Origin of the sequence: Brevundimonas lutea (assembly GCF_003704105.1) — a bacterium.
Lineage (GTDB): Bacteria > Pseudomonadota > Alphaproteobacteria > Caulobacterales > Caulobacteraceae > Brevundimonas > Brevundimonas lutea.
In genome coordinates, this window is record NZ_QUOQ01000002.1 from 545,347 (window position 1) to 561,369 (window position 16,023).

Annotated in this window: 19 protein-coding genes; 11 read left to right on the top strand and 8 right to left on the bottom strand. The window is 68.8% G+C overall.

All coding sequences use genetic code 11. The features are described 5' to 3' along the window. Nucleotides 1–2 precede the first annotated feature (2 nt). Both EES48_RS02835 and EES48_RS02840 read left to right on the top strand, forming a co-directional pair. Nucleotides 3–608 carry a class I SAM-dependent methyltransferase gene (locus EES48_RS02835; RefSeq protein ID WP_122464844.1) on the top strand — a complete coding sequence of 202 codons (606 nt, stop codon included), beginning with the start codon at nucleotides 3–5 and terminating at the stop codon, nucleotides 606–608. Nucleotides 609–635: 27 nt separating this feature from the next. Continuing rightward, nucleotides 636–1,019 (top strand): VOC family protein, encoded by a 384-nt coding sequence (locus EES48_RS02840; RefSeq protein ID WP_122464845.1) that lies wholly within the window; start codon nucleotides 636–638, stop codon nucleotides 1,017–1,019. A 4-nt stretch (nucleotides 1,020–1,023) separates the two neighbouring features. Here EES48_RS02840 and EES48_RS02845 read toward each other — a convergent pair whose 3' ends face one another. Next, a complete protein-coding gene (locus EES48_RS02845) occupies nucleotides 1,024–1,725 on the bottom strand; it encodes a glutathione S-transferase family protein (protein WP_122464846.1) in 702 nt (233 codons plus the stop codon). Between the two features lie 86 nt (nucleotides 1,726–1,811). Between EES48_RS02845 and fghA the strand changes: the two genes are divergently transcribed. Beyond that, complete coding sequence (gene fghA / locus EES48_RS02850) at nucleotides 1,812–2,651, top strand: S-formylglutathione hydrolase (protein WP_122464847.1); 840 nt, start codon at nucleotides 1,812–1,814, stop codon at nucleotides 2,649–2,651. Between the two features lie 7 nt (nucleotides 2,652–2,658). Here the strand turns inward: fghA and EES48_RS02855 are convergent, their stop codons facing one another. The 7 genes from EES48_RS02855 to EES48_RS02880 all read right to left on the bottom strand — a co-directional run bounded on the left by EES48_RS02855 (nucleotide 2,659) and on the right by EES48_RS02880 (nucleotide 6,608). After that, entirely contained in the window at nucleotides 2,659–2,925 is a 267-nt protein-coding gene (locus tag EES48_RS02855) for a hypothetical protein (RefSeq protein ID WP_122464848.1), read from the bottom strand. 153 nt (nucleotides 2,926–3,078) lie between these two features. Then, entirely contained in the window at nucleotides 3,079–3,345 is a 267-nt protein-coding gene (locus EES48_RS14720; RefSeq protein ID WP_162997971.1) for a transcriptional regulator, read from the bottom strand. Continuing rightward, entirely contained in the window at nucleotides 3,342–3,965 is a 624-nt protein-coding gene (locus EES48_RS14725; RefSeq protein ID WP_162997972.1) for a hypothetical protein, read from the bottom strand. Before EES48_RS14725 ends, EES48_RS14720 begins: the two co-directional genes overlap by 4 nt. Nucleotides 3,966–4,056: 91 nt before the next feature. Further along, the gene (locus tag EES48_RS02865; RefSeq protein WP_122464849.1) at nucleotides 4,057–4,854 is read right to left on the bottom strand and encodes a hypothetical protein; all 798 of its coding nucleotides are present in this window, start codon (nucleotides 4,852–4,854) and stop codon (nucleotides 4,057–4,059) included. A 93-nt stretch (nucleotides 4,855–4,947) separates the two neighbouring features. Continuing rightward, a complete protein-coding gene (locus EES48_RS02870; RefSeq protein ID WP_122464850.1) occupies nucleotides 4,948–5,730 on the bottom strand; it encodes a TSUP family transporter in 783 nt (260 codons plus the stop codon). 4 nt (nucleotides 5,731–5,734) lie between these two features. Further along, nucleotides 5,735–6,271: a rhodanese family protein gene (locus EES48_RS02875; protein ID WP_122464851.1), complete on the bottom strand. Its 537-nt coding sequence runs from the start codon at nucleotides 6,269–6,271 to the stop codon at nucleotides 5,735–5,737. A 4-nt stretch (nucleotides 6,272–6,275) separates the two neighbouring features. After that, a complete protein-coding gene (locus tag EES48_RS02880; RefSeq protein ID WP_122464852.1) occupies nucleotides 6,276–6,608 on the bottom strand; it encodes an ArsR/SmtB family transcription factor in 333 nt (110 codons plus the stop codon). Nucleotides 6,609–6,679: 71 nt separating this feature from the next. Between EES48_RS02880 and EES48_RS02885 the strand changes: the two genes are divergently transcribed. From EES48_RS02885 to flhA, 8 genes are all read left to right on the top strand, one after another. Then, a complete protein-coding gene (locus tag EES48_RS02885) occupies nucleotides 6,680–7,546 on the top strand; it encodes an MBL fold metallo-hydrolase (RefSeq protein ID WP_122464853.1) in 867 nt (288 codons plus the stop codon). A 157-nt stretch (nucleotides 7,547–7,703) separates the two neighbouring features. After that, nucleotides 7,704–9,344, top strand: a complete 1,641-nt coding sequence (fliF, locus tag EES48_RS02890; protein ID WP_122464854.1) for a flagellar basal-body MS-ring/collar protein FliF — start codon at nucleotides 7,704–7,706, stop codon at nucleotides 9,342–9,344. Next, the gene (fliG, locus tag EES48_RS02895; protein WP_122464855.1) at nucleotides 9,344–10,381 is read left to right on the top strand and encodes a flagellar motor switch protein FliG; all 1,038 of its coding nucleotides are present in this window, start codon (nucleotides 9,344–9,346) and stop codon (nucleotides 10,379–10,381) included. The genes fliF and fliG overlap by 1 nt, the downstream gene beginning before the upstream one ends. 1 nt (nucleotide 10,382) lies before the next feature. Then, entirely contained in the window at nucleotides 10,383–11,039 is a 657-nt protein-coding gene (locus EES48_RS14730; protein ID WP_162997973.1) for a FliH/SctL family protein, read from the top strand. A gap of 1 nt (nucleotide 11,040) precedes the next feature. Next, nucleotides 11,041–11,373 carry a flagellar motor switch protein FliN gene (gene fliN / locus EES48_RS02905; protein ID WP_122464856.1) on the top strand — a complete coding sequence of 111 codons (333 nt, stop codon included), beginning with the start codon at nucleotides 11,041–11,043 and terminating at the stop codon, nucleotides 11,371–11,373. A 36-nt stretch (nucleotides 11,374–11,409) separates the two neighbouring features. Beyond that, the gene (flbD, locus tag EES48_RS02910; protein WP_122464857.1) at nucleotides 11,410–12,831 is read left to right on the top strand and encodes a sigma-54-dependent transcriptional regulator FlbD; all 1,422 of its coding nucleotides are present in this window, start codon (nucleotides 11,410–11,412) and stop codon (nucleotides 12,829–12,831) included. Between the two features lie 203 nt (nucleotides 12,832–13,034). Continuing rightward, a complete protein-coding gene (gene bla / locus EES48_RS02915) occupies nucleotides 13,035–13,913 on the top strand; it encodes a class A beta-lactamase (RefSeq protein WP_122464858.1) in 879 nt (292 codons plus the stop codon). Next, complete coding sequence (gene flhA, locus EES48_RS02920; protein WP_122464859.1) at nucleotides 13,906–16,005, top strand: flagellar biosynthesis protein FlhA; 2,100 nt, start codon at nucleotides 13,906–13,908, stop codon at nucleotides 16,003–16,005. The genes bla and flhA overlap by 8 nt, the downstream gene beginning before the upstream one ends. The last annotated feature ends 18 nt before the right edge of the window (nucleotides 16,006–16,023 follow it).

A 16,023-nucleotide genomic window follows, 5' to 3' on the forward strand; every position in this document is an offset into this window, starting at 1 on the left:
CCATGGCGCTCGAGACGGTCCTTCGCGGCTATGCGGATGCGTCGGCGGACCAAATCGGCCGGATGGAAGGCTTCGACCCGGCGCAGCTTCTGGCTCCGGTGACGGCTGTGCTGTCGACGACGGCGGGGCGGATGCTCGATGTGGGCGCGGGCACGGGCTACGTCGCGGGATGGTTCGCCAAGCAGGGCCATGAGGCGACGGCGGTTGAGCCCGTTGATGCCTTGCCTCAGGCCGGGGAACGAATCCGGGGGGATCGGATCCGCTGGCTGGACGACCAGCTACCGCAGCTGAACGTCGTCCGCGCTTTGCACGAGCAGTTTGATCTTATCGTCCTCTCGGCGGTTTGGCAGCATCTGGATGAAACGATGCGTGCTCGCGCCATGGCGACTCTGGCAGCCCTCGTCGCCGACGGCGGGCAGATCATCCTTTCGGTGCGGCATGGCCCGGGCGCCGCGACCCGGCCCGTGTTCGCAACGACCGCCGACGAAACCATTGCCTTGGCAAGCCGCAATGGTCTCTCGGTCCGGCTTGCTGTCCAGGCGGAGTCCCTGCAGGCCGGCAATCGCGCCATGGGAGTCAGATGGACGTGGCTGTCTTTGTCTCGCTAAGACCTGCAGGAACGAGAGAGAAAACCTATGTTCACGCACGTCACCGTCGGCGCCAACGATATCGAGGCGTCGCGCCGGTTCTACGACGCCGCGCTGGGCGCGCTGGGCCTGCCCGCCGCGAAAGGGCCCGATCCCAGGGGCCGCTACTGGTGGCGGACCGAACGCGGGGCCTTCGCCATAGGCAAGCCGATCGACGGCGACCCCGCCTGCCACGCCAATGGCGGCACCATCGGCTTCCACGCCAAGACCCCGGAGATGGTCCAGGCCTTCCACGACGCGGGCGTCGCCGCCGGCGGAACGGCCATCGAGGATCCGCCCGGCGAGCGCAACGGCCCCTTCGGCAAGCTTGTTCTGGCCTACCTCCGGGACCCCGCCGGCAACAAGATCTGCGCCCTGCATCGGCCGGGTTGAGGGGTCAGCGTTTGATCTCGGCGCCCTCGAAGTCCTTGGGATCCCAGCCCATGTCCTCGGGGCCATGGCCCTCGAAATCGGCGATCTGCTCGGCCACGGCCTCACGGTAAGCGGGGCGATCCGTGGCGCGATCGACATAGGCCTGGAGGCCCGGCCACTTGGCCAGCAGCTCCATCCGATCGGCGATCAGCAGCACCCCGGCCATGATCAGATCGGCCACGGTGAAGCCATCGCTGACCAGCCAGTCACGGTCGCCCAGCGTGTCCTGCAACTCTCCCATGCGCGTCTCGAACATCGGCATGGCCTCGCCCTCGCGGCGTTTGGCGGCCTCGGTGTCTTCGATGAAATAGCGGGCCTCGGCGATGTTCATCACATAGGGCTCGACCGAGTTGAGGGCCGCGATCATCCAGCAGTGGGTCAGGTCGCGCTGAGCCGGGTCGGAAGGGATCAACACCCCGGCGCGCTCGGCGACGCTCCAGACGATGGCGCCGGTTTCGAACAGGGTGGGGCGGCCGTCCTCCTCCATGACCGGCACCTGACCAAACGGTTGATGGCGCGCCTTGAAGCCCGCCGAGTCCTCGCGACCGCCCATCAGCCGCACGCGGTAGTCCCAACCGGCTTCCTTGAGGATCCAGCGGGCGCGGTAGTCGCGGACCTGGCCGCGCGGGAAGTCGGGAACCCATTTCAGGGCGGTGATGGTGATCATGCGCGGGCTCCGTCGTCCGTTCGCAGCCCAACGCGCGGCGGCCGCCCGCCGTTGCCCCGCCGACCCCTCTGGGATAGCCCAGGCCCATGACCTTTGAGACCACCAAAACCCACACCGTCCACGGCGGAACGCTGCGCTATCTGAAGCATGACAGCGCCGTGACCGGCACGCTGATGACCCTGTCGATCTTCACGCCGCCGGGGGAGGGGCCGTTTCCGGTGGTGATCTGGCTGTCGGGCCTGACCTGCACCGAGGACAACTTCACCACCAAGGCCGGGGCCTATGGCAAGGCGGCCGAGCTGGGGCTGATCGTGGTGGCGCCCGACACCTCGCCGCGCGGAGAGGGGGTCGCGGACGACCCGGCCTATGACCTGGGCCAGGGGGCGGGCTTCTATGTCGACGCCACCCAGGCGCCGTGGGCGCCGCACTTCCAGATGGAGACCTATGTCACCCGCGAGCTGATCGACCTGATCGACGCCGAGTTCCCAACGACCAAGGCGCGGTCGATCATGGGCCACTCCATGGGCGGGCACGGAGCCCTGACCCTGGCGCTACGTAATCCGGAGCTGTTCCAGAGCGTCTCGGCCTTCGCCCCGATCGCCTCACCGGCCCGCTGCCCGTGGGGCGAGAAGGCCTTTACGGCCTATCTGGGCGAGGACCGGGCTGCCTGGGCCGAGCACGACGCCGCCCTGCTGATCGAGGGCGGGGCGGCGGCGGGCGTCTATGACGACATCCTGGTCGACCAGGGCGACGCCGACCCCTTCCTGGCCGACCAGCTGAAGCCGGAGCTGCTGGAGGCGGCGGCCAGGGCGGCCGGGCAGAAACTGACCTTGAGGATGCAGCCCGGCTACGACCACAGCTATTTCTTCATGGCCAGCTTCATCGACGACCACCTCGCCTTCCACGCGGCCCGGCTAAAGCCCTGAGGAGGGCTCAGGGCAGGGGGGCGAAGCTGCGTTCTTCTCTGAGCGAACAGGCCCGGCGCACGGCGACCGGGGCGGCCCCCAGCCAGTAATCGGCGTCGTCGCGGCGGCCGCAGGCGAGCCGTTCCAGCCCGCGCCGCCGCCTCTGGGCGGCGTTGTCGAGCAGCCGCGCATGCAGGGCGCGGGGGGACAGGACAGGAATGGCGGGGGAGCCAGGGACGGCGACGGCGTCGGGGTCACGAGGTTCCACCGCCGGACGGGCGATGGCGATGAACATGGCGATCTCTGCTTGGGATGAGGGGGCCGCGTTCTGAGGCCGGTCGTCTCATGGTTAATCCACATCCTGTGGACAGGTTCCCAAACCAGCAGAATATTATGCGTAGAATCAGGCGCTTATGGTCAAGCTTTTGCCGTCATAGTTAAGAAAGTCTTAAGGCGAGCCGTCCAGATGCCGCCGCCAGGCAGCGCGTCCGTCGGTGGTCAGAACCACCGTGGTGCGCGGCTTGCGGCCGAGGAAGCCGCGCCGCCTCTGGATCACCCCGCCCTGTTCCAGCCGGTCCAGGTGGCCGGACAGCTGGTTGTTGGCCACCTCCAGCGCGGCGGCCAGGGTGGCGAAATCAGCCGCGCCCTGATCCCACAGATAGGCGACGACCCCCGCCCGGACGCGATGGGCGAACAGCGCTCGCGGATCGCTCACGCACGGCCTTCGCGCAACAGGATGACGGCGGGCAGGAAGGCGAGCAGCAGCAGGCTGGCGCCGATCAAAGCCATCATGGGCCAGGTGTTGCCGACCCAGGCGATGGCAAGGGCGAAGCCGAAGCTGCCAGCGGAAACCAGCAGCAGCCAGCGGCGCTCTGTCAGGAAGGCCGTGGCCCACCAAGCCATGCCCCAGAGCACCAGCAGGACGGGGCCGTGGAAATAGGCGACGTAAATCTCGTCGGACGGGGGTTCGTCGCGCGAAAACAGGAGAATGGCCACGGTGACGGCGACAAAGGCGGCGAAGGCGCCCGACCACACCGCACCAGCCGCGCGGCTTACCCGGGGTCGATCCGGCTGCAGATAGCGCCATCCGGTCCACACCAGGGCGGCCAGGAAGATCATGTGATTGGCTATGAAGATGGTCTGCAAGACCGGCCACCAGCCCGACGCCTCGACCCGGTCCCATCCGATGACCACAAGGAGATGACTAAGCAGAAAGGTCACGCCGTACACCAGGCCGAACACGGCCATCAGCACCAGGGCCGGGGCGGCGCGTCCACGGCCCGCCAAGACCATGCGTTTGAGATAGGCGAGATCGGCCGGGTCTTCGACGGTCATTGAGCTGCTCCCCTGCACGTCCTGATAACTCTGCATGACAAAGTAATCATGTCAAGCCGCCCCCGAGCGGCTCGCTGGCCGGATTGTGGGGTCAATCGACGCGATCGACCCCGCGGCGGAGCTGGAAGACGATCAGGACGGCGCCGAGGAGGAGGAGGACGGCGGCGGCCAGGGCGGTGAAGGCGAGGGTGGGGTTGCGATCCTGCTCGGCCGCGAAAGCGCCGATGAGGCCCCAGGCGATGGGCAGGGGATAGGCCAGCAGGCGCAGGCGCCAGGCGCCGATCAGGCCCAGGGCGACGACAACGATCACGGCGACGACGGCCCAGGCGGTGGGCGACAGGGCGGCGGGCAGGGCGTTCAGGGCGGTGGCGACGCCGAGGATATTGGCGGCGGTGGCGACCGTCAGCCAGCCGGCCAGCAGACCGAGAGGCCACAGCAGCAGCCAGCGATCCAGATCCCGCGTCGGGGTGGCGCGGACCTCTCGCGCATTGAGGAACAGAGGCGCGACCAGGCTGAGCATGGCCGCGACGATGATGACCACGGTGGCGGCTTGAGCGTCGGCGGCGGCGGCCACGATCCAGGCGCCGATCAGCACGAAGGCGGCGGCCGACGGCCAGCCCATGCGGGTGATCAGGGGGCTCTCGCCCGTCTGGGGCAGCACCTGCCAGACGGCGTAGGCCAGGATCCAGAGATAGATCAGGCTCCAGATCGAAAAGGTCCAGCCGGCGATGCGCAGGGTGGAGTCGCCGGCGGCGGCGAATTCGGCCTGGCTCTGACCCAGCCCGGCCAGCGCCTGGATGGCGGGAACCAGCACGGCGAAGACGGCGCAGACCAGGACGATCAGCCGGCGCGTGCGCTGGGCCGGGGTAGGGCGGAGGATGGAGGACATGCTGGACCCGGGGATGAGGGGCTGTGGTCGGATAACAGCGCGCGAGAACGGCCAAGGTTTCGGCGGACGTGATGCGGTGGGGGACCTCGGCGACTAGGCTCCCGTCGCTGCTCGAAGCGCGACATAGGCCGCGACGATCAGGATCAATCCGGCGAACAGCGTCCGGCCCAGCGCCGCATTCGATCCCAAGCGTCTGGCCAGCGGCAGCCCCGCCAAGGTCCCGATCAGCCCGCCGACGGCCATCGCGCCGACCAATCCCGCATCCACCCAGCCGGAGAGCGCATAATTGCCGGCCGTCGTCGCCCCGAAGGCGGCAACGCTCAGCAGCGAGGTGGCCTGGGCGGTGGCCAGGCTCATGCCCGTGGACGCCATAAGGCCCGGCACGATCAGGAAACCGCCGCCGATGCCGAAGAAGCCCGCGGCCGATCCCACGCCGACACCCGCCGCGCCGACACGCGGCGACATGGCCAAGCTCAGTCGGGGTTCCGGCCGAACGACCACTGTTCTGGGCCGCAGCATCGATACGCCGACAGCCGCCATGGCGATCGCGAAGAATAGCAGGAGCTGACGCCCGTCGATGGCCTTGGCCAGTGATGACCCGGCCCAGGCCCCGGCGGCGCCCGTGACCGCGAACAGGGTCGCACACGGCCAGCGCACCCGTCCGGCACGCGCATGACCGGCCAGGGCCGTCAGGGCGTTCAGCGCCACGCCCGCCGCCGCCACGCCAATGGCGACATGGGGATCGACCACGCCGACGACATAGAGCAGCAGCGGCACCGCCAGCACCGATCCCCCGCCGCCGAACAGTGTCAGCAGCAGGGCCACGACGCCGCCGCTGAGAGCCGCCAGCAACAGGGGCATCATCTCGGTCGTCACGGCGTCACGCGGCCCCGAGCGCCTTGCGGTTCCACGGCATCGCAGCCAGGAGACGCGCCATGCCGCAGAAGCCCGTGGCGCCCGCGAAAAACAGTCCCGCCCCGACGAACGCCGCCAGTCCCCAGAAGGCGGGATGCACCAGAAGACCCAGGGCCGCGCCGATCAGGATCAGCCCGCCGGCCGTCATCTGGACCTGACGCATCAGCTCGATGGGCTGGGACCGATCCGCCTGGATCGGCAGGCCGTGCGCCTTCCAGGCATCCAGGCCGCCCTCCAGCACAAAAGCCTCGCCAGGCACGCAGGACGCCAGCTTCACGCCGTTCACGCCGGTGCGATTGCCGGTCCGGCAGGTGTAGATCACCTCTTGCCCGGCTTGGTGATCCAGCGTGGCGGCGTCGAACCGCGACAGGGGCGCGTGCACGCAACCGGCGACATGCTCCCTGGCGAACTCGTCCGGTTCGCGGATGTCGACCAGGATCGCCCGGCGCGCATTCAGGCGCTCGGCGACGTCGGCGGGCTTCAGGGGGATGAGGGTCGTCATGGGATCAGTCCTTGTCGTGTGAAAGCGGGGGGCAGAAGATCTCGGCCAGGACGGCGATGACCTTCAGCACCGAGGGGTCGGCGATGCGGTAGAAGATGGTCGTGCCGTCCCGGCGGGTCGCGACCAGCCCCTCCTCGCGCAGCCGCGCCAGATGTTGCGACAGAGCCGACTGCGACAGGCCGACGGCGGGCAGCAGCTGGCCCACCGACAGTTCGCGGTCGCCCAGCTGGCACAGCACCATCAGGCGTTTCTCGTTGGACAGCGTCCGCAACAGGCCCGCGGCCTGGCCGGCGCTGGCCTGAAACAATTCGAGCGGAAGAGCGTCGGGGTCGGTCATGGACGGGAATATATGCGGACTTGCTAAATAAGCAATGGCTAATATATGGGGGATCGAAAGGAGCTCCTCCCATGGCTGCAAATCCCGACGTCCGAGGTTTCTTCGACCCCGCGACCCATACCGTCACCTACCTGGTCAGCGACCCTGAGACGGGCCAGGCGGCGATCATCGATCCGGTTCTGGACTATGAGGCCGCCTCGGCGCGGACCTCGACCGGCTCGGTCGACGCTGTGATGCGCGCGTTGAAAGAGGCCGGCCTGACCCTGACCATGGTGCTGGAAACCCATGCCCATGCTGATCACCTGACCGCCGCCGACCACCTTCGTATGACCGAAGGTGTGCCCATCGGGATCGGCGAACGGATCACCGCGGTCCAATCGACCTTCGGCCCCCTGTTCGACGCGCAGGACGTGACGCACGACGGCGTTGTGTTCGACCGGCTGCATGCCGACGGCGACACCTTCCCGCTCGGAAACCTGACGGTCGAGGTGATACACACGCCCGGTCACACCCCGGCCTGTGTCAGCTATCGCATCGGCGACGCCCTGTTCACCGGCGACACCCTGTTCATGCCGGACTACGGCACCGCCCGCGCCGACTTCCCCGGCGGCGACGCCCGGACGCTTTATCGCTCGATCCAGACGTTGCTCGCCTTGCCGGACGAGACCCGGGTCTTCGTGGGGCACGACTACCTGCCCGCCGGACGCGCCGATTTCCGATTTGAGACGACCATCGGCGACCAGCGCGCCCATAACATTCACGTCGGCGGCGGCGTGTCCGAAGACGCGTTCGTGGCCATGCGCGAGGCCCGTGACGCCACCTTGAAGGCGCCGCAGCTGATCCTTCCCTCGCTCCAGATCAACATCAGAGCGGGCGCGATGCCGCCGCCGGAAGCGGACGGCCGCCGGTTCCTGAAGATGCCGCTGAACGTGATCTAGCGCCAGCGCGGCAGGCCGGTGCCCAGCCGCTGGTGGGGAACGGATTGGGATCGATGTGCCCGCATTCCATCAGACTTAACGCGGCGTTTACCACGCGGGCGGCAGTTTCTGCCTAGCGGGCGTTCGAGTGTGTTCCCGCGTTGACGGGGCGGGACGCGTGGGCGGCTTCACGGCGGCGATCCAAAGATTCGGCATCGGCCGGCTGGCTGCGGTGCTGGGCGTCGCGGCGGGCGTTGCGGCCGTGCTGGTGGCGGTCATGCTGCGCATCGGCCAACAGCCGGACGCGTTGCTGTATTCCAATCTCGACCTGCGCGAGGCCGGCGAGGTGACCGCCGCGCTGGACCAGCAGGGCATCAAACACGCGAGCCGGGGCGACGGCTCGACCATCATGGTGCACCGCGACGACGTCGGCCGGGCCCGCATGATCCTGGCCCAGGGAGACATCGTCTCGACCGGCTCGGTCGGCTACGAGCTTTTCGACAACCAGTCTGTGCTGGGCCAGACCGAATTCCAGCAGAACCTCAACGAACAGCGCGCCCTGCAGGGGGAGCTGGAGCGCACTATCCTGACCATGCGCGGCATCAATTCCGCGCGGGTGCATGTGACCATGCCGCGCCGCGAACTGTTCCAGGCCCAGTCGGCCGAGCCGACCGCGGCGGTGGTGGTGGGGCTGGGCGCGCGCGAGCTGTCGGGCGACCAGATCCGCGCGATCCGGAACGTCATCGCCTCGGCCGTGCCGAACCTGAAGCCCGACCGGGTGACGGTCACCGACCAGGCCAACCGGACCCTGGCCGCCGGCAGCGCCGACGAGGGCTTCACCTCGGGCCTGGCGGGCCAGAAGAAGGTCGAGATCGAGGCCCAGATGACCGCCCGCATCCGCGAACTGGTCGAGGGCGTGGTCGGCGTGGGCAACGCCCGGGTGACGGTCGCCGCCGACATCGACACCAGCCGCCAGACCACCCAGGAGCAGCGTTTCGACCCCGACGGTCAGGTGGTGCGCTCGTCGTCGATGAACAATTCGACCAGCCAGGACACCTCGGGCCAGATGGACGGCGGGGTGACGGCGACCAACAACATCCCGGGCGGCGAGCAGGCCAACACCATTCCGATCGGCTCGACCTCGGGCGACAACGCCGAGATCACCAACTACGAAATCTCCAACACCACCACGACCACGGTGCGTGAGCCGGGGCAGATCCAGAAGCTGTCGGTGGCCGTCGCGGTCGACGGCGTGCTGACCCCCGGCGCCGACGGGGCCGAGGCGACCTATGCGGCGCGTCCGGCTGAGGAAATCCAGCAGATCGAGGCGCTGGTCCGCGCCGCCGCCGGCATCGACGCCGAACGCGGCGACCAGATCACCGTCACCAACGTCCGCTTCAACCGCGACACCGGCCTGGCGGTCGGCGAGGACGGCGGATCGTCGCTGATGGACTTCACCAAGAACGACATCATGCGGGGGGTGGAGCTGCTGGTCCTGGTGCTGACCGGACTGGCGCTGATCTTCTTCGTGGTGCGGCCGCTGCTGAAGACGGCGCGGGGCGAGGGCGGAATGCCGGTGACCCACCTGGCCACCTCGCCGGCGGGCGGACCGGGCGGGGCGCCGGGGATGCTGGCCGCCGCGACCGCGGGTGGCGCGCCTCTCCTGACCGGCCCGCCGTCGGAGATGGAGCAGCGGCTGAACAACGCGCATTTCGAAGGCGAGGTGAAGGCCTCGTCCGTGCGGCGCGTGGCCGAGTTCGTCGAGAAGCATCCCGACGAGTCGGCCACCATCCTGCGCAACTGGGTGCATGAAGGCTGATGGCGGCGCGTCTGGTCACCAAGAAGCCGGTCGTCGAGGACGCCAGGAAGCTGACGGGGCCCGAGAAGGCGGCCGTCATCCTGCTGGCGCTGGGAGCGGACCACACCAAGCTGTGGGAGTCGCTCCACGAGGACGAGATCAAAGAAATCTCCCAGGCCATGGCCGGGCTGGGCACCGTCAACGCCCAGGTGGTCGAGGAGCTGCTGGTCGAGTTCGTGGCCGGAATGAGCGGATCGGGCGCCGTCATGGGCAGCTACGAGCAGACCCAGAAGCTCTTGGCCTCCTTCATGCCCCAGGACCGGGTCGAAGGCCTGATGGAGGAAATTCGCGGGCCGGCCGGCCGGACCATGTGGGACAAGCTGGCCAATGTGAACGAGGCCGTCCTCGCCAACTATCTGAAGAACGAATATCCGCAGACGGTCGCGGTGGTGCTGTCCAAGATCAAGCCGGAGCATGCATCGCGGGTTCTGACCGCGCTGCCCGAGGACTTCGCCCTGGAATGCGTGCAGCGGATGCTGCGCATGGAGCCGGTTCAGCGCGAGATTCTGGACAAGATCGAACAGACCCTGCGCACCGAGTTCATGTCGAACCTGGCGCGAACCTCCAAGCGCGACAGCCACGAGATGATGGCCGACATCTTCAACGCCTTCGACCGCCAGACCGAGGCGCGGTTCATCGGGGCGCTGGAAGAGCGCAACCGCGAGGCGGCTGAGCGCATCCGGGCGCTGATGTTCGTGTTCGAGGATCTGTCGAAACTGGACCCCGGCGGGGTCCAGACCCTGCTCAGGGCGGTGGAGAAGGATCAGTTGGCCCTGGCCATGAAGGGGGCGTCGGAATCCTTGCGCGAAATGTTCTTCTCCAACATGTCGGAGCGGGCGTCGAAGATCATGCGCGAGGACATGGAGGCCATGGGGCCGGTGCGTCTGAAGGACGTCGACGGGGCCCAGACGACCATGGTGCAGGTGGCCAAGGATCTGGCGGCCAAGGGCGAGATCATGCTGGCCGGCCAGGGCGCCGACGACGAGCTGATCTACTGACATGACCCTGTCTCCAGAAAAGGCCCGTCCCTTCGCCTTCGACACCGAGTTCGACGCCACCGGGCGTGTGGTGGCGTCCGGCGCCCCGATCCGGCCGGTCAAGCGCACCTACCTGGCGGCCGAGGTGGACGCCCTGGTGGCCCAGGCGCGGGCGGAGGCGCGCGCGGAGGCCCTGGCCGAGGCCGAGAGTATGCGGTCGATGGCGCTGGGCGAGATCGGCCGGGCGGCCTGCGAGGCGGCGGCGACCCTGACGGCGGTGGCCCTGGCGCACCGGGCGGACTCGGCGGCCCTGGCCATGGCGGCGGCGCGGACCATGGCCGGCGGGGCGCTGGAGCGCTGCCCCGAGGCGCCGCTGTCGACCGCCATCGAGGCCCTGGCCCAGGAGATCGGCGGCGCGCCCCGGCTGGTGATCCGCACCGCCGGACTGGACGAGGACGCCCGCTCCCAGATCGAGGCCGCTTGCGATCAGGCCGGGGTTGGCGGTCAGGTGGTGTTCCGCGACGAGCCGGGCATGGCGACCGCCGCCTTCATCCTGGAGTGGCCCGACGGCCGCGCCGAATTCGATCCCGAGGCCGTTGCCGGACGCGTCAATGAGGCGCTGGCCGCCGCCCTGGCCGCCGAAAACGGGCACGGCGAACCCCTGAAGAGGACTGACTGACATGGCCGAAGACCTCGCCCTGGAGGAGTTCCAGCCCGGCACGGCCCTGGCCGCGCCCGAGGACGGCGCGTTGGAGAAGACCGCCCACGACCTGGCCACGGTCTTTGACGTGCCGGTCAACATCTCGGCGGTGCTGGGCAAGGCGCATATGACTGTGGCCCAGCTGCTCAAGCTGGACAGCGGCAGCGTGCTGGAGCTGGACCGCAAGGTCGGCGAGGCCATCGACATCTTTGTCAACAACCGTCTGGTCGCGCGCGGCGAGGTGGTGCTGGTCGAGGATCGGCTGGGCGTGACCATGACCGAAATCATCAAGACCGAGGACACGGGCGCCTGATCGGCGACCGCACGTAGGATTTAGGGGAGAAGAGCGATGCGCCTGTTGGTCGTGGGACGCCTGTCCGGACAACTCGCCACGGCGGTGAAGATGGCCATGACGCACGGCGCCAAGGTCAGCCACGTCGAGCGTGGAGACCAGGCCACCGAGCAGCTGCGCCGGGGGCAGGGGGCCGACCTGCTGATGGTCGACTATCGCGTCGACATCGCCGCCCTGATTTCGGCCAACGAGGCCGAGCGCATCCACGTGCCGGTGGTGGCCTGCGGCGTCGACGCCAACGCCCAGGAGGCCGCCGACGCCATCCGCGCCGGGGCCAAGGAGTTCATCCCCCTGCCGCCCGAGGCAGACCTGATCGCGGCGGTGCTGGCGGCGGTGGCCGACGACGAGCGGCCGATGGTCTCGGCCGACCCCTCGATGGCGGCGGTGATCAAGCTGGCCGACCAGGTGGCCAAGTCCGAGGCTTCGATCCTGATCACCGGTGAAAGCGGCGTCGGCAAGGAGGTGATGGCGCGGCATCTGCACCAGGGATCGCGCCGGGCTTCCAAGGCCTTCATCAGCGTCAACTGCGCGGCCATTCCCGACAACCTGCTGGAATCCGAGCTGTTCGGGCACGAGAAGGGCGCCTTCACCGGCGCGGTGGCGCGGCGCATCGGCAAGTTCGAGGAGGCCGACGGCGGCACCCTGCTGCTGGACGAAATCTCGGAAATGGACGCCCGGCTGCAGGCCAAGCTGCTGCGCGCCATCCAGGAGCGGGTCATCGACCGGGTCGGCGGCTCGGCCCCGGTCAAGGTCGACATCCGCATCATCGCCACCTCCAACCGCGACCTGGCCAAGGCGGTGGCGGAGGGGACCTTCCGCGAGGATCTGCTGTACCGGCTGAACGTGGTGAACCTGCGTCTGCCGGCCCTGCGCGAGCGGCCGGGCGACATCGCCGTGCTGGCCGATCACTTCGTCAAGAAATACGCCGCCGCCAACGGCGTGGCGCCGCGCGCGATCTCGGCGGAAGCCAAGCGCGCCCTGGTCGGCCATCGCTGGGCGGGGAATGTCCGTGAACTGGAGAACGCCATGCACCGCGCGGTGCTGCTGGCGACTGGGGCGGAGATCGATCTGGAGGCCATCCGCCTGCCGGACGGCAGCCCGCTGAGCCTGGGAGGCGGAGGCGTCTCGGCGCCGGCGGCGACTCACGGCAGCGTGGACGCCGGGCCGGCCGCCCGGGCGGCCCAGACGGCGGACGCGGTGTCGCGCGCCTATGTCGGTCAGACCGTGGCGCAGATGGAGAAGACCCTGATCCTCGACACGCTGAACCACTGTCTGGGCAACCGCACCCACGCCGCCAACATCCTGGGCATCTCCATCCGCACCCTGCGCAACAAGCTGAACGAATACGCCGACGAGGGGACGTCCATTCCCGCGCCGCAGTCGGGCGTGGCCGGCGCCTCGGGCTATGCGGCCGCCTAGATGACAAGCGGCGTGGTCGCGACAGACGGCTGCCTTCTCCCTTCCCCCTGGAAGGGGGAAGGGCCGGGGATGGGGGTGGCGGCGGCTGAGCCACGTTCAGTGTTCGACGTGTCCGGCTCAGAGCGTGCGCCCGGCGCCTCCACCCCCATCCCAACCCTTCCCCCCTCCAGGGGGAAGGGCTTTGAGCGTCTGGGGTGGGTGTTGTGAAAACGATCACCGATCGCCGGGCCATTCTGGCGGCGTTGGGCGCCACCGCTGCGGTGTCAGCTTGCGGTCGAGGAGCAGTGGACGGCCCCGCGTCTGACGTGGGCCTCGACCTGTCAGCCCTGGAAGCCCGTCACGCCGGCGGCCGCATCGGCTTCCGCCTCCAGGGACCCAGCGGCGACGTCGGCTGGCGCGCCGAGGAGCGGTTCCTCTACTGCTCGACCTTCAAGCTGTTCCTGGCGGCCGCCACTCTGAACCGCGTGGATCGGGGCGAAGAGCGACTGGATCGCGCCGTGCCGATCACCGCCGAGGACATCACCCCGCACGCCCCGGCGACCGAGCCGGCCGTGGGCTCTACCCTGACCATCGAAACGCTGTGTCAGGCTGCGGTCGAAGTCAGCGATAACCCCGCCGCCAACATCCTGATCCGCGAGCTAAGTGGGCTGGACGCCTGGCGCGGCTGGTACCGCTCGATTGGCGACGAGACAACGCGTGTCGATCGCCTCGAAACCGAGCTCAACACCCCCGACGGGGACAAGGACACCACCACCCCGGCCCAAGTGGTGCGCAATCTGCAGCGGCTGTTCGTCGGCGGCGGGGTGGGGGCGCATCGTGATTTGCTGACCCAGTGGCTGACCGACACGCCTACCGGCGCGGGCCGGATCAAGGCGGGCGTCCCCGCCGGCTGGACCGTGGCGCACAAGACCGGGACCGGAGAGGGCCCGACGGGCGATATCGGCCTGATCTGGAACGCCGACGGCGGGCTGATGCTGGTCGCCGCCTATTATGACGCGCCCGAGGCGACCACGCCGGAACAGCGCGACGCCGTCATCGCCGACGCGATGCGCGCGGGACTGGGGGCGCTGGGACATGGCTGACGCCCCGATCATGATGAAGGACGGCATGGCCCGCCCGACTGGCAAGGACATGCTGGGCTGGGTGGTGCGCGGCGAAGTGCTGATGGCCGTCGGCGTGATCGGCGTGATCATGCTGCTGATCGTGCCGATCCCCAGCATCCTGCTGGACATGCTGCTGGCCATCTCGATCGTGGCCAGCGTGCTGATCCTGATGACGGCGCTGATGATGAAGCGGCCGCTGGATTTCGCCATCTTTCCGACGGTGCTGCTGGTCGCGACACTCTACCGCCTGGGCCTGAACCTGGCGACGACGAGGCTGATCCTGACCCATGGCCACGAAGGCCACGACTCGGCCGGGCAGGTGATCCAGGCCTTCGGCGCCCTGATGATGGGCGGCAATTTCATCATCGGGATCATCATCTTCGTGATCCTGCTGGTGGTGAACTTCGTGGTCATCACCAAGGGCTCGACCCGTATCGCCGAGGTCTCGGCCCGCTTCACCCTGGATTCGATGCCCGGCAAGCAGATGGCCATCGACGCCGACCTGTCCTCGGGCCTGATCGACGAAGAGACCGCCAAGCTGCGCCGCAAGGAGCTTGAGCAGGAATCGACCTTCTTCGGGGCCATGGACGGCGCCTCCAAGTTCGTGCGTGGCGACGCCGTGGCCGGCTTGGTCATCACCTTCGTCAACGCCATCGGCGGCATCCTGATCGGGGTGGCGTCGCACGGCATGCCGGTCGGCGAGGCGTCCAACACCTACATCCTGCTGACCATCGGCGACGGCCTGGTCACCCAGGTGCCGGCCCTGATCGTGTCGATCGCCGCCGGCTTCCTGGTGTCCAAGGCGGGCGTCGAGGGCACGGCGGACAAGGCGCTGGTCAAGCAACTGGCGACCAATCCGGTCAGCCTGGGCGTGGTTTCGGGCGCAGCCGGCCTGATCGGCCTGATCCCGGGGATGCCGCTGTTGCCGTTCGCGGCGCTGGCGGCGGGCGCGGGCTTCATGGCCTGGAGGCTGGGGCGCGAGCGGCTGCGCCCGCCGCCGGCTCCCGCCGTCGCCGCCAAGCCAGCCGAGGACATGGAGGAGCCGATCGGCACCGCCCTGACCATCGACGAGGTCAAGATCGAGCTGGGCTATTCGCTGCTCAGCCTGGTCAACGACCTGGAGGGCCGCCGCCTGACCGACCAGATCCGGGCGCTGCGCCGGTCGCTGGCCCAGGAGTACGGCTTCGTCATGCCGGCGGTGCGCATCCTCGACAACATGCGCCTGGCCACCCAGGGCTATGCCATCCGGATCAAGGAGATGGAGGCGGGCCAGGGCGAGGTGCGGCTGGGCCAGCTGATGGTCATGGATCCCGCCGGCCGTCAGGTCGAGCTGCCGGGCGACCACACCAAGGAGCCCGCCTTCGGCCTGCCCGCCACCTGGATCGACGATTCGCTGAGGGAGGAGGCGGCGATCCGGGGCTACACCATCGTCGATCCCTCGACGGTGCTGACCACCCACCTGACCGAGATCCTCAAGGAGAACATGGCGGACCTGCTCTCCTACGCCGAGGTGCAGAAGCTGCTGCGCGAAGTCGGGCCCGAGGAGAAAAAGCTGGTCGAGGAGATGATTCCCAGCGTGGTCACCGCCACCACCCTGCAACGGGTGCTGCAGTCCTTGCTGCGCGAACGGGTCTCGATCCGCGACCTGGGGGCCATCCTGGAGGGGTTGGCCGAAGCCGCGCCGCACACCAGCTCTGTCACCCAGCTGGTCGAGCATGTCCGCACCCGCCTGGCCCGCCAGCTGTGCTGGCAGCATCGCGGCGACGACGGCGCCCTGCCGATCATCACCCTGTCGCCGGAGTGGGAGCAGGCCTTCGCCGAAAGTCTGGTCGGCCAGGGCGAGGACAAGCAGCTGGCCATGGCCCCGTCGCGCTTGCAGGACTTCATCCGCACGGTGCGCGATATCTTCGAACGCAGCGCGATGGCGGGCGAGGCGGCGGTGCTGCTGACCGGCCCGCAGGTGCGCCCATACGTTCGCTCGATCATCGAACGTTTCCGCGGCCAGACGGTGGTGATGAGCCAGAACGAGGTTCACCCGAGGGCTCGCCTTAGGACGCTGGGCCAGGTCTGAAGCGTGGCCGCTGGACAC

Bases quoted from the DNA above. Each gene is read 5' to 3' on its own strand.
- EES48_RS02840 (WP_122464845.1), top strand. From the start codon at position 636: ATGTTCACGCACGTCACCGTCGGCGCCAACGATATCGAGGCGTCGCGC.
- EES48_RS02855 (WP_122464848.1), bottom strand. From the start codon at position 2,925: ATGTTCATCGCCATCGCCCGTCCGGCGGTGGAACCTCGTGACCCCGAC.
- fliG (WP_122464855.1), top strand. From the start codon at position 9,344: ATGGCGGCGCGTCTGGTCACCAAGAAGCCGGTCGTCGAGGACGCCAGG.
- EES48_RS02845 (WP_122464846.1), bottom strand. From the start codon at position 1,725: ATGATCACCATCACCGCCCTGAAATGGGTTCCCGACTTCCCGCGCGGC.
- flbD (WP_122464857.1), top strand. From the start codon at position 11,410: ATGCGCCTGTTGGTCGTGGGACGCCTGTCCGGACAACTCGCCACGGCG.
- EES48_RS02875 (WP_122464851.1), bottom strand. From the start codon at position 6,271: ATGACGACCCTCATCCCCCTGAAGCCCGCCGACGTCGCCGAGCGCCTG.
- flhA (WP_122464859.1), top strand. From the start codon at position 13,906: ATGGCTGACGCCCCGATCATGATGAAGGACGGCATGGCCCGCCCGACT.
- EES48_RS14725 (WP_162997972.1), bottom strand. From the start codon at position 3,965: ATGACCGTCGAAGACCCGGCCGATCTCGCCTATCTCAAACGCATGGTC.
- EES48_RS02880 (WP_122464852.1), bottom strand. From the start codon at position 6,608: ATGACCGACCCCGACGCTCTTCCGCTCGAATTGTTTCAGGCCAGCGCC.
- fliN (WP_122464856.1), top strand. From the start codon at position 11,041: ATGGCCGAAGACCTCGCCCTGGAGGAGTTCCAGCCCGGCACGGCCCTG.
- EES48_RS02865 (WP_122464849.1), bottom strand. From the start codon at position 4,854: ATGTCCTCCATCCTCCGCCCTACCCCGGCCCAGCGCACGCGCCGGCTG.
- EES48_RS02835 (WP_122464844.1), top strand. From the start codon at position 3: ATGGCGCTCGAGACGGTCCTTCGCGGCTATGCGGATGCGTCGGCGGAC.
- EES48_RS02885 (WP_122464853.1), top strand. From the start codon at position 6,680: ATGGCTGCAAATCCCGACGTCCGAGGTTTCTTCGACCCCGCGACCCAT.
- EES48_RS14730 (WP_162997973.1), top strand. From the start codon at position 10,383: ATGACCCTGTCTCCAGAAAAGGCCCGTCCCTTCGCCTTCGACACCGAG.
- fghA (WP_122464847.1), top strand. From the start codon at position 1,812: ATGACCTTTGAGACCACCAAAACCCACACCGTCCACGGCGGAACGCTG.